Below are 12233 nucleotides of genomic sequence, written 5' to 3'. Positions count from 1 at the left end.
CGGCTGGAAACTCCGAGCAGATGTGTGAATCTCGTAGGGTCGAGCCGGGCGATGACACCGCGTGGTGTGACAACTTGAATCGAGAACCATCCTCATCGTCGTCCTGGCGAAAGCCAGGACCCATTACCCCACATCTCAATTGTTGCGCGACGCTGGGGCCACAGCCCTCTTCGGCAACACGACGCGGTGGTTATGGGTCCTGGCGTTCGCCAGGACGACGGCGGTGGATCCGGCATGCCTGCCGCCCCCTCAGATCCCCCGCGCAAATCGGCGAAAGCCCGGCGCGCCGGTCAGCGCCTCGAATGCCGCATCGCGCTTCTCCTCGGCGAAGGCAAAACCGGCCATGGTGTAGCAGCGCTCGGCCGCCTCGTTGCCGATCACGAACGAGATCGATGCCCGCGAATAGCCTGCAGCCTTGCCGTCGGCGAGCGCGCGGCCGATCAGGGCCTGCACCAGGCCGCCGCCGCGATGCGACGCTTCGGTTGCGACGTGCTCGATCAGCCAGTCGCCCTCGCCGCCCTGGACCCAGCAATTGCGGGCATAGCCGCCGCGCGCGACGATGCCATCGGCATCGGCACCGGTCTCGGCCGCGACCTCCTCGATCGCCGCGCGTGCGGCGACGACCGTTCCGGATGCAGGCATGGCGCACAGCCCGGCAGCCGGCACACCGTCGACCTCAGCGATCAGGAAATGGGCGACATGGTACCATGACCGCACCCGCGCCACGGCGAGCCGCGCCATGAACGCGAGGCATTCCCCCTCCGGCCGGTCGAGCGCGATGTCGAACCAGCCGCGCGGCAACGGGCCGCGCTGCGCGGCCAGCACGATGCGGGCGATGAAGCCGGCGTCGTCGGATCGTGCGGGACGGATCGTGGATCGTCCCGCACTACACATCTCAGGTGTTCTTCAGCGCGACGCGGAATTCCGCCTCGGTCTTGGCCTTGACCTCGTCGAGCGTGACGCCGTCGGCGAGCTCGATCAGCGCCATGCCGTCCTTGCCGTGCTTGTCGATGGTGAACACCGCAAGATCGGTCACGACCATGTCGACCACGCGCTCGCCGGTCAGCGGCAGGTTGCATTGCTTGAGCAGCTTCGCGCCGTCCTTGGCGGAATGCTCCATCACGACCACGACGCGCTTGACGCCGGCGACGAGGTCCATGGCGCCGCCCATGCCCTTCACCATCTTGCCGGGGATCATCCAGTTGGCGAGGTCGCCATTCTGCGCCACCTGCATGGCGCCGAGGATCGACAGATCGATATGACCGCCGCGCACCATGCCGAAGGAATCGGCCGACGAGAAATAGCTGGTCGAGGGCAATTCGCTCACGGTCTGCTTGCCGGCATTGATGAGGTCGGCATCCACCTCGTCCTCATAAGGGAACGGTCCCATGCCGAGCATGCCGTTCTCGCTCTGCAGGTTCACGTCGACGCCGTCGGGGATGTAGTTCGAGACCAGCGTCGGGATGCCGATACCGAGATTGACGTAATAGCCGTCGCGCAACTCCTTGGCGGCGCGGGCGGCCATCTGTTCACGGGTCCAGGCCATGAGGCTCTCCTGAAGAGTTATGTCTTAGTTGCGCATGATCTTGCCGGAAAACCGGTGCCCGGTTTTCCGGATCATGCGTTAGGCGGCGGGCCGCGGGCGGGTGTTGCGGAACTCGATCCGCTTCTTGCCGGTCCCGACCTCGATGATGCGTTTGACGAAGATGCCGGGGGTGTGGATGTGGTCCGGGTCGATCTCGCCGGCCGGCACCAGATGCTCGACCTCGGCGACGGTGACCTTCGCGGCGGTCGCCATCATCGGGTTAAAGTTGCGCGCGGTCTTGCGGTAGACGAGGTTGCCAGCGGTGTCGCCCTTCCAGGCATGTACGATGGCGACGTCGGCGAACAGGCCGCGTTCCATGATGTACTTCTCGCCGTCGAATTCCTTCACTTCCTTGCCTTCGGCGATCAGCGTGCCGACGCCGGTCTTGGTGTAGAAGGCCGGGATGCCGGCGCCGCCGGCGCGGATGCGCTCGGCCAGCGTGCCCTGCGGGTTGAACTCGAGCTCGAGCTCGCCGGCGAGATATTGCTGGGCGAACAGCTTGTTCTCGCCAACATAGGACGAGATCATCTTCTTGATCTGGCGCGTCTCCAGCAGCCGGCTGAGGCCGATGCCGTCGACGCCGGCATTGTTGGAGACGACGGTGAGGCCCTTGACGCCGGAATCGCGGATCGCGTCCGACAGGGTCTCGGCGATGCCGCAGAGGCCGAAGCCGCCCGACATGATCATCATGCCGTCCTTGAGGAGACCATCGAGTGCCGATTTGGCGTCGGGATAAACCTTGTTCATGCAATGAATACCTGATGGAGGGCGCGGAACGGCTCTGTCCAGCGGATTATTAGGCGAAATCTTCGCGATGCGTCAATCACGGCCCCGTGCGGCGACGGGCGGCGGCCTGCGACATCAACATGGCCTTGAAAGCGACAAGAAAACCCTTCAAGTTGCGTGGGTTGGCACCGGCTTCCATTGCGCAGCCGGCAGTGTTCGACGACGACCCGACAAAACTCAACCCGACCGGATATGTCATTGACGATTGCCCAAGGAATTAAGCGCCTGGGGATGCCGATCGCGGCGCTTCTCGGCCTGGCGCTCGTCGGGCTGGTCGGAACGTCGTGGTTCCTGAACCGGGACGCGCTGCGGAGCGCGGTGGAAGCGCAGATCCGCGCCGTGACCGGGCTCGAGCTCGTCGTCAACGGACCGATCGACGTTTCGGTGTTTCCCGGCAGCTATGTCTCCTTTCACAATGTCGGGCTGAAGGGCGCCGATACCACCGATCCGGCCTTGCAGGTCGACGTGCTGACCGCGAACCTGCGCCTGCTGCCGCTGTTGCTGCGGCGGTTCGAGATTGCCGACGTCATGATGCTCCGCCCGCATATCCATGTGGTTCGCGACAGCGCCGGCGAAAGTAACTGGACCCCGTTCGTCGAGACCATCGCCAAGACGATGACGCCCGGCGCCGAGAACCAGGTGTCGTTCTCGGAAATCCGGATCCAGGACGGCGAGCTGAATTACGAGGACGGGACCAACCACATCTCCGAACAGCTCGGCGATATCGACCTTTCGCTGGCCTGGCCCTCCATCTCGCGTTCGTTTGCCGCAACCGGCCAGTTCGACTGGCGCGGCGAGCGCGTCGACGGCTCGATCAGCGCCAGCGATTTCGTCGCGCTGCTGTCCGGCGACCGTTCCGGCCTCAAGGCGCGGCTTGCCAGCGCGCCGCTGAAGATTGCGTTCGACGGAACCGTCGCCAACCGCACCAGCCTGATGATGGAAGGCACAGCCACCATGGACTCACCGTCGCTTCGCAACGCGTTGCGCTGGATGGGCCAGGCGCCGCCCGGCGGCGGTGGTGGCTTCGGCCGCTTCGCACTGAAGGCTCGCGCCAATGTGGTCGGCGGCTCGGTCGCGCTCACCAATGTCAATGTCGAGCTCGACGGCAATGTCGCCGAGGGCGTGATGACCTACGCCAATAACGGCCGGCAGACGCTGCAGGCGACGCTTGCCGCCGGCAATCTTGATTTCACGCCCTACATCTCGACGTTCCGCCTGCTGGCCAGCGGCCAGCGCGACTGGAACAGGCAGTTGTTCGACCTTTCCTCGCTGTCGTCGACCGATCTCGACATGCGCCTGTCGGCCGCCAAGGTGACGGTCGGCCCGTCCAAGCTCGGCCGCACCGCGTTCGGCGCCAATCTGCGCGGCGGCGCGCTCGCGCTCAGTGTCGGCGAGGCGCAGATGTATGGCGGCATCGCCAAGGGCTCGTTCGCCATCGCGCGCTCGGATGCGGTCGCCGACGTCAGGGCGCAATTCCAGTTCACCGATGTCGATCTGCAGGCCTGCGCCAGCGAACTGTTCGGCATCAACAAGCTGTCCGGCCGCGGCAGCCTCAACGTCTCGCTGACGGCCTCCGGCTCGAGCCCGTTCGGGCTCGCGTCGTCGCTGGACGGCACCGCGACGTTGAACGGGCATGACGGCGCGATCGCCGGCTTCAACGTCGAGCAATTGCTGCGGCGGCTGGAGAAGCGGCCGCTGTCCGGCGGCGGCAATTTCCGCTCCGGCTCGACGCCCTATGACAATCTCAGCGTCTCGGTGAAATTCGCCGACGGCGTCGCGACCGCCGACGACATCCATGTCGAGAGCCCTGCGGCGAAGATCACGCTGACCGGCACCGCCTCGGTGCCGTCGCGCGAGTACGATCTCAAGGGCGTCGCCAGCCTGACCTCGGCGGCGGCCGGCGGCACCGCGTTCGATCTGCCCTTCGTGATTCAAGGCCCGTGGGACGATCCGCTGATCTTCCCCGATCCGGAAAGCCTGATCCGCCGCTCGCCCGCATCCGCCCCGTTGCTCGACGCGGTGAAGGATCGCAAGACCCGCGATGCGGTGCGCTCGGTGATCGAGCGCATCACCGGCGGAGCCGCACGGCCCGCGGCCGCGCCCGATGCCGCGGCCGGCGCACCCGCCAACGCACCGGCGACAGCGGCCGAGAATGCCAAATCGAACTGACCAAAGTCGAACTGACCAAGGGTCGAACTGATCGATCCATTCACTTTCCGCATCAATGCAGCGGGACTGATCCACGCTCTCCCGCGAGCCCCCTACAGAAGTCGTCGACGCGGCATCTTTATCGGGTCACGGGCATGCGCTAGTGTTTTCCCTAACCGGTTAAAAAAGCCGGCCTCATGAGGGGAGAAGAACGTGAGATCCAAGGTTATCGGTGCGCTATCAATTGCGGTCGCTGCGGTCGGCCTGTTCGTCGCAACTGCACCCGCTCTGGCCCAGGGCAAGACGATCACCGTCTGGTGGGGCAAGGGATTCTACAAGTCCGAAGACGACGCGCTGCTCGATACGATCAAGAAATTCGAAGCCAAGACCGGCATCAAGGTCGAACTGTCGCAATACGCGATCCAGGACATGATTCCGAAGACGGTCGCCGCGCTGGATTCCGGCACCGTGCCCGATGTTGCCTATTCCGACACCTACGACGTGCAGGCCCAGGGCAAGTGGGCCTTCGAGGGCAAGCTCGAAGACCTGTCCGACATCATGCTGCCGATGAAGGATGCCTTCGCGCCGAACACGCTGGAAGCGGCCCTGCTCTACAATGACGTCACCAAGAAGAAGTCCTATTACGGCTTCCCGCTCAAGCAGCAGAGCATGCACGTCCAGATCTGGGGCGACATGCTGGAGAAGGCCGGCTTCAAGGCCGCCGACATCCCGACCAAGTGGGAGGATTACTGGACGTTCTGGTGCGACAAGGTGCAGCCGGGGATCCGCAAGGCGACCGGCCAGCGCATCTACGGTGTCGGCCAGCCGATGGGCGTGGAATCGACCGACTCGTTCCAGTCGTTCTACACCTTCATGGACGCCTATCACGTCAAGCTGGTCGACGACGACGGCAAGCTGCTGGTCGACGATCCCAAGGTGCGCGACGGCCTGATCCACGCGCTGAAGGACTACACCGACACCTACATCAAGGGCTGCACGCCGCCGTCCTCGACGACCTGGAAGGACCCGGACAACAACGTCGCCTTCCACAACAAGACGATCGTGATGACCCACAATTTCACGATCTCGATCGCGGCGAAGTGGTTCGAGGATTCCACCAACCCGGCGCTGACCGACGCGCAGCGCGCCGCCGGCAAGCAGGCCTACGAGCAGGACATCATCACGGCGTCCTTCCCGAAGGCGCCGGACGGCTCGACGATCCGCTACCGCTCCGACGTCAAGACCGGGCTGATCTTCGCCAACGCCAAGAACAAGGCGGAAGGCAAGCAGTTCATCAGCTTCCTGATGCAGGAAGACAACGTCCGGCCCTATATCGAAGGTGCGCTGGGCCGTTGGTTCCCGGTGACCAAGGCGAGCCAGGCGAGCCCGTTCTGGCAGGCCGACCGGCATCGCAAGGCGGTCTGGAATCAGTTCACCGGCGGCACCGCGCCGTTCGACTTTACCAAGAACTGGAAGTTCACCATCCTGAACAACGAGAACGTCTGGGCCAAGGCCATGAACCGCGTCGTCAGCGAGAAGGTGCCGGTGGACAAGGCGGTCGACGAACTGATCGCCCGCATCAAGCAGGTCGCGGGGTAACGTTGCGAGACCGGCTGCCGCAGCACATTTCCCTGGTCGTCGCTGCGAAAGCAGGGACCCATACGCCGCGGCGGTCGGTTTCGGGAATACTGGTCGACGGCTTTCGCACAACAGCGGAAGCCGGTGGTTATGGGTCCCTGCTTTCGCAGGGACGACAGCGGGGTGTAGGGTAACGTATATGGCGATCACGCTCTCCGCATCCGATGTCCCCTCGCCGCCGCTGTCGGCGCGGCTGTCGCCGCCGCAGGTCTGGGGCATCGTGCTGCTGGTGCCGTATCTGCTCGTCTTCCTCGCCTTCGTGGTCTATCCGGTCGGCTACGGCCTGTGGCTGGCGCGCCATCCGTCGAGCTATGTCGCGCTGTACAACGACCCAATCTTCGCGCGCGCGGCGGTCAACACGCTGATCTTCCTGGTCATCGGCATCAACATCAAGATGCTGATCGCGCTGTTCCTGTCCGGCTTCTTCGCGCAACAGCGGCCGTGGATCAGGTGGCTGTCTGTCATCTTCATCCTGCCCTGGGCGGTGCCGTCGATCCCGACCATCCTGTCGGTGCGCTTCATGCTCAATCCCGAATGGGGCGTGATCAACCAGCTGATCTTCAAGTTCACCGGCGACGACGGCCCGAACTGGCTGAACGACCCGGCGGTCGCGCTCGCGATGGCGATCGGGGTGCACATCTGGAAATCGCTGCCGTTCTGGACGCTGATCCTGCTGACCGGACGGCTTGCGATCCCGCACGATCTGTACGAGGCATCCGACGTCGACGGCGCCAATTGGTGGCAGAAATTCCGCTACATCACCTGGCCGTCGATGCAGACGCTCTACATCACCTGCACGCTGCTCTCGATGATCTGGACGCTGGGCGACTTCAACAGCGTCTATCTCCTCACCGGCGGCGGGCCCGCCGACCTCACCCATGTGCTGTCGACCCTCGGCATCCGCTATCTCAGGCTCGACCAGCTGTCGCTGGCGATGGCCTCGATCGTCTGCGCGATGCCGTTCGTGCTGCCGCTGGTCTATTACATGATGAAACGGTTGTCGCGATGAAGCTGCCCACCCTCCGCGAAGTCGGCACCGAAGCCAAGCTGCTCTTGATCGGCATCCCGGTCTTCATCTGGACCATGATCCCGATCTACCACATGTTCGTATTCGCGATCTCGCCGAAGGAGGACGCGTTCACCGGCAAGCTGTGGCCGACGCATCCGACCCTGCATAATTTCTCGATCGTGTTCCACCAGCAGCATTACTTCCTGCGCGACTTCTGGATCCAGTTCTGGAATTCGGCCGTGATCGCGCTGGCCGTCGGCGCGCTGACGCTGTTCGTCGCCACCGCCGCCGCGTTCTCGATCTCGCGGCTGCGCGTGCCGGGCGGCCGCGCTGTGATGAACCTTGCGCTGTTCACCTACTTCATCCCGGCGGCATTCCTCGCCGTGCCGATGTACCGCACCATGGGCACCTATGGCCTGCTCAACAATCACTGGTCGCTGATCCTGGCGATGGTGACGATCGCCGCGCCCTACGCGATCTGGGTGCTGAAACAGGCCTCCGACAAGCTGCCGGTCGAACTCGACGAGGCCGCAACGATGGACGGCGCCACCACGCTGCAGCTGTTCCGCCTGGTCTATGTGCCGTTGATGATGCCCTCGCTGGTCGCGGTCGGCACCTATGCGATCCTGCTCGCCTGGAACGAATATCTCTACGCGTTCCTGCTGCTGTCGAAGGACACCGACATCACGCTGCCGGTCGCGCTCGGCAACTTCCTCGCCGCCGATGATTCGCCGTGGGAGCTCTTGATGACGACCGGCTTCATCTATGCGCTGCCGCCGGCCGCGGTCTACTACGCCTTCAAGCGCTACATGGTCGGCGGGCTGACCGCCGGCGCCGTCAAGTCGTGAGGCCTCAGAGCGTTTTCGAGCGAAGTGGACGCCGGTTCGCGTCAAAAAACGCGTCAAACAAGAATCTACAGCGGCGCGGCGCTCTCGCCGCGCGCGCTCGACAGCTTCGAGGCGAACGAGGCGATCACGATGATCACGGCGATCAGCGCGATCACCAGCGTGCAGATCGCGTTGATCTCGGGCTTCACGCCGAGCCGGACCTCGGAATAGATCCGGATCGGCAGCGTCGCCGAGCCGGGACCGGTGGTGAAGCTCGCGATCACGACATCGTCGAGCGACAGCGTGAAAGCCAGCATCCACCCGGCGACGATCGCCGGCACGATCAGCGGCAGCGTCACCAGGAGGAACGCCCGCACCGGATCGCAGCCGAGGTCCATCGCGGCCTCCTCGAGGCTGCGGTCGAGCGTGGCCAGACGCGACTGCACCACGACGGTGACGAAGCACATCGTCAGCGTGGTGTGGGCAATCGTCACCGTCCAGAAGCCGCGCTCGGCATTCAGCGCCACGAACAGCAGCAGCAGCGACAGGCCGGAGATCACCTCCGGCATGACCAGCGGCGAATACAGCATGCCGGAGAACAGCGCCCGCCCCCGGAACCGCTCCCCGCGCGCCAGCCCAACGGCCGCCAGCGTGCCCAGCAGTGTCGCCAGCGTCGCCGACACCGCGGCAACCGACAGGCTCATCCAGGCCGCCTCCAGCATGGCGCGGTCGCTGAAGAACTCCAGGTACCAGCGCAGCGACCAGCCGCCCCACACCGTTACCAGCCGCGAGGCATTGAACGAATAGATCACGAGGATGACGATCGGCAGATAGAGGAACGCGAGCCCAAGCACCAGCGACGTCATGTTGAAGCGCGTGAGCCTGGTGACAGTGCGCGCCTTCAACGGCCCGCCTCCAGCTGACGCCGCTGCAAGCGGTCATAAAGCACGAGCGGCGGCACCAGCAGCAGCAACAATGCGACCGCCGCGGCGGATGCCACCGGCCAATCCTTGTTGGTGAAGAACTCGAGCCACAGCGTCTGCCCGATCATCAGGGAATTGGACCCGGCGAGCAGATCGGGGATCACGAATTCGCCGACGATCGGGATGAAGCAGAGCAGCGCACCGGCGCCGACGCCGGGCAGCGACAGCGGGAACGTCACCAGCCAGAACGCCTGCAGCGGCGAGGCGCCGAGATCGCCTGCCGCCTCCAGCAGCGACGCATCCATCTTCGAGAGCGTGGCATAGAGCGGCAGGATCATGAACGGCAGATAGGAGTAGACGATGCCGAGATACATCGCGCTGTCGGTCGACAGCCAGACAACCGGCGCGGACACGATGTGCAGCGCCAGCAGGATTTGGTTGAGCAGGCCGTCATGCTGCAGGATGTTGATCCATGCATAGATGCGGATCAGGAACGAGGTCCAGAACGGCACGATCACCAGCATCATCGCCACGCCCTGCCAGCGCTGCGGCAGCCGCGCCATGCCGTAGGCAATGGGATAGCCGATCAGGAGCAGGATCAATGTCGAGGTCACCGCGACGACGAGGCTGCGCAGATAGGACAGGATGTAGAGATTGTCCTGCAGCAGGAGGCGGAAATTGTCGAACGACAATTGCGCAAACGCAGCCGCCAGCGCCGCGCGGCCCGCGGTGAAATCGAACACCGGCGTATAGGGCGGCTGCGCGATCGCGGTCTGCGACAGGCTGATCTTCAGTACGAAGCCGAACGGCACCAGGAAGAACAGCACCATCCAGAGATAGGGCGCGATCGCGGCGAGCCGCGCCGGCCGGGCGAAGATGCGGCGCGCGCTCATTGCTCCAGCACCAGGCAGTCGTCGGCGGTGAACCACGCCACCACGCGCTGGCCGGCGAGATAGGCGTCGACGTCGAGCCGCGCGGTGTTGGCCATCGACGACCGCACCACCGCGCCCGTCTCCAGCTTCACCCGGTAGCTCGTGACGCCGCCGAGATAGTTGACGTCGGTGACGACGCCCTCCAGCCGGTTGATCGTCTGCGATCCGCCCGCGTCCGACGCCGGCGCGCGGCGCGACAGCTTTACCTTCTCGGGGCGGATCGCGACGCTGACGACCTCCTTGGTCACCGGCGGCCACAGTTCGCTGACCGCGAGCGTGCCTGCATCTGACGTCGAGACGGTCAGGCGGCCATGATCGCGGGCGGCGACCTGGCCGTTGAACAGATTGATGTCGCCGACGAACTCGGCGATCCAGCGCGAAGCGGGTGCCTCGTAGAGGTTGCGCGGGGTGGCAACCTGGACCAGACGGCCGGCATCCATCACCCCGATCCGGCCGGCCATCGTCATCGCCTCCTCCTGGTCGTGGGTGACGATGATGAAGGTCATGCCGAGCCGGCGCTGCAGCTCCATCAGCTCTCCTTGCGTGCTCTCGCGCAGCTTCTTGTCGAGCGCGGCGAGCGGCTCGTCGAGCAGCAGCACCTGCGGGCGGCGCGCCAGCGAGCGCGCCAGCGCGACGCGCTGCCGCTGCCCGCCGGAGAGTTGGTCGGGCCTGCGCTTCTCGAGCCCCTCGAGCTTGACGAGGGCCACCATCTCGGCGACGCGGGTCGCGATCTCGCCGCGCGCCATACCGGCGCGCCGGAGGCCGAAGGCGATGTTGTCGCGCACCGACAGATGCGGAAACAGCGCGTAGTTCTGGAACATCATGTTGACGGGCCGCTCGTGCGGCAGCACCTGGGCGATGTCGCTGCCGCCGAGCAGGATGCGGCCCTCGTCCGGCGTCTCGAAGCCCGCGAGCATGCGGAGCAGCGTGGTCTTGCCGCAACCGCTCGGGCCGAGCAGCGCGAAGAATTCGCCGGCGCGGATATCGAGCGAGAGCTTGTCGACCGCGCGGAAATTGCCGAACGACTTGGCGACGCCCTCGATCCGCAGCAGCGGCATGTCCGAGACGGCCGGTTCAGGCAACGGCTTTGCCGCCTCCGCACTCGCTTCGCCCGATGTCACGTCCGCAAGCCCCGATTCCCCGTCAGGTCCAATCCTGGCGGCAAGCTAGCGGCGGAACGCCACCGGCTCAACCGCCTCACGGACATCTCCCGCAATATTGTCGGCTTCCGCGCCTCTGCCAGGGTGTGTACTCATAAACGCGTTGCGTCGGCTTTGAGGTACAAACCGGAAGGCACTTGTTCAGCCTGAAACGTACCGCTTTTGACCCAGAGGCGACATTGCGACTGCCGCGCACAGCCGGTTTGCGTCAACAGAGCCGATGAAAAGCAGGACTGCTTTTGCGGCTCTTCTACCGAGAGACTCGAACACGATGCGGCACATGCGGGCAGCAACAATCACTGAAGGTAATTTTTCCGACGGACTCCATTGCTGCGGTTCCCTCTGTTCCAGCCGAGAGCGCCGGCTTCGTGACTATTATGGGTTACCCGGGTGGCCGCACGGTCAGCAAAGAGTTATTTTGGCGCACCGCTAACACGGTCGGACGCGAGGTTGGGCATGCGTACGTCGTGGGAATCCAACCGCAATACATTCAGCGATCACCAAGGCGGCGATTGATCCGTCTTGCTGGACGCCTGCACTGGAATTTGTGGCCGAGTCTGGCACCGTCGGCGCTGCGTTGATTCCGATCAAAACATGCAACCGGCCGCTCGGCCTTGCGGGTATTCCCAAATCGCTCTCCACCGGGATCACGGTGGATAAGGACCACACCTCGCCGGAGGAAATGCATCGCTCACGCAACGCGGGGAGGAAACGCAGATGGCAACGACCCAATTCGATTATTCCGGTGCAATCGTTAATTATACCGTGCAGACGACCGGCATCTACGACATCGTCGCCTTCGGCGCCCAGGGCGGCAACGCCGTCGACCAAGCCTTCGCCGGATTCGGAGGGATGGGGGCCGAGATCGGCGGTGACATCCACCTGACCGCCGGGGACCAGCTGGCCATCCTCGTCGGCCAACAGCCGGCGGACCTCGGAACGTCGGCGAACGGAGGCGGCGGAGGCACCTTCGTGGCCCTGACCGGCGGGCCGGATGATCCCTCGGGCATTCCGATTCTGCTGGCGGCCGCGGGCGGCGGAGGCGGAGCTGGCTCCCCCCTTGGGAGCCCCTCCAATGGAATAGCGGGTCAGATAACGAGCGCCGGGAGTCCAGGCGGCACCAACCAAAACGACCCGATTCTGGACGGCGCGGGAGCTGGCGGGGATGCCGGTGGCGGCGGCCAGGCGGGCACTTTGGCGGGCAATCCCAGCGGCGGTGGCGGCG

General features: G+C 64.8%; 11 protein-coding genes and 1 pseudogene. 5 read left to right on the top strand and 7 right to left on the bottom strand.

Translation table 11 applies throughout. The features are described from left to right. Positions 1–249: 249 nt before the first annotated feature. The 4 genes from H8B02_RS38625 to H8B02_RS38610 all read right to left on the bottom strand — a co-directional run bounded on the left by H8B02_RS38625 (position 250) and on the right by H8B02_RS38610 (position 2570). A complete protein-coding gene (locus tag H8B02_RS38625) occupies positions 250–894 on the bottom strand; it encodes a GNAT family N-acetyltransferase (RefSeq protein WP_229170978.1) in 645 nt (214 codons plus the stop codon). 1 nt (position 895) lies between these two features. Then, on the bottom strand, positions 896–1546 hold the full coding sequence (locus H8B02_RS38620) for a 3-oxoacid CoA-transferase subunit B (protein ID WP_097677082.1): 651 nt from the start codon (positions 1544–1546) through the stop codon (positions 896–898). A 78-nt stretch (positions 1547–1624) separates the two neighbouring features. Next, complete coding sequence (locus H8B02_RS38615) at positions 1625–2332, bottom strand: CoA transferase subunit A (protein WP_092123538.1); 708 nt, start codon at positions 2330–2332, stop codon at positions 1625–1627. Between the two features lie 76 nt (positions 2333–2408). Next, positions 2409–2570: a hypothetical protein gene (locus tag H8B02_RS38610; RefSeq protein ID WP_207833222.1), complete on the bottom strand. Its 162-nt coding sequence runs from the start codon at positions 2568–2570 to the stop codon at positions 2409–2411. Here H8B02_RS38610 and H8B02_RS38605 point away from each other — a divergent pair. From H8B02_RS38605 to H8B02_RS38590, 4 genes are all read left to right on the top strand, one after another. Further along, the gene (locus H8B02_RS38605; RefSeq protein ID WP_229170977.1) at positions 2564–4540 is read left to right on the top strand and encodes an AsmA family protein; all 1977 of its coding nucleotides are present in this window, start codon (positions 2564–2566) and stop codon (positions 4538–4540) included. The genes H8B02_RS38610 and H8B02_RS38605 overlap by 7 nt on opposite strands. Positions 4541–4732: 192 nt before the next feature. Continuing rightward, positions 4733–6118 carry an ABC transporter substrate-binding protein gene (locus H8B02_RS38600; protein WP_229170976.1) on the top strand — a complete coding sequence of 462 codons (1386 nt, stop codon included), beginning with the start codon at positions 4733–4735 and terminating at the stop codon, positions 6116–6118. A 178-nt stretch (positions 6119–6296) separates the two neighbouring features. After that, positions 6297–7166, top strand: coding sequence for a carbohydrate ABC transporter permease (locus tag H8B02_RS38595; protein WP_229170975.1), 870 nt, complete (start codon positions 6297–6299; stop codon positions 7164–7166). Next, positions 7163–8014 carry a carbohydrate ABC transporter permease gene (locus H8B02_RS38590; RefSeq protein ID WP_176533664.1) on the top strand — a complete coding sequence of 284 codons (852 nt, stop codon included), beginning with the start codon at positions 7163–7165 and terminating at the stop codon, positions 8012–8014. Before H8B02_RS38595 ends, H8B02_RS38590 begins: the two co-directional genes overlap by 4 nt. Positions 8015–8079: 65 nt before the next feature. On the opposite strand, the gene H8B02_RS38585 is transcribed toward H8B02_RS38590, so the two are convergent. Genes H8B02_RS38585 through H8B02_RS38575 form a run of 3 tightly spaced genes read right to left on the bottom strand, consistent with a single transcriptional unit; the run spans position 8080 to position 10906 of the window. After that, positions 8080–8859 carry an ABC transporter permease gene (locus tag H8B02_RS38585; protein ID WP_229170980.1) on the bottom strand — a complete coding sequence of 260 codons (780 nt, stop codon included), beginning with the start codon at positions 8857–8859 and terminating at the stop codon, positions 8080–8082. A gap of 35 nt (positions 8860–8894) precedes the next feature. Next, positions 8895–9809, bottom strand: a complete 915-nt coding sequence (locus H8B02_RS38580; RefSeq protein WP_229170974.1) for an ABC transporter permease — start codon at positions 9807–9809, stop codon at positions 8895–8897. Next, entirely contained in the window at positions 9806–10906 is a 1101-nt protein-coding gene (locus H8B02_RS38575; RefSeq protein ID WP_229170979.1) for an ABC transporter ATP-binding protein, read from the bottom strand. The genes H8B02_RS38580 and H8B02_RS38575 overlap by 4 nt, the downstream gene beginning before the upstream one ends. A gap of 819 nt (positions 10907–11725) precedes the next feature. On the opposite strand from H8B02_RS38575, the pseudogene H8B02_RS38570 reads away from it, so the two are divergent. Beyond that, positions 11726–12233: pseudogene (locus tag H8B02_RS38570) on the top strand (hypothetical protein); the annotation flags it as partial.

The sequence above is a fragment of the Bradyrhizobium altum genome (genome assembly GCF_020889705.1).
Lineage (GTDB): Bacteria > Pseudomonadota > Alphaproteobacteria > Rhizobiales > Xanthobacteraceae > Bradyrhizobium > Bradyrhizobium altum.
The sequence above is the reverse complement of the archived record's forward strand: the minus strand, read 5'-3'. Positions and strand labels throughout refer to the sequence as shown.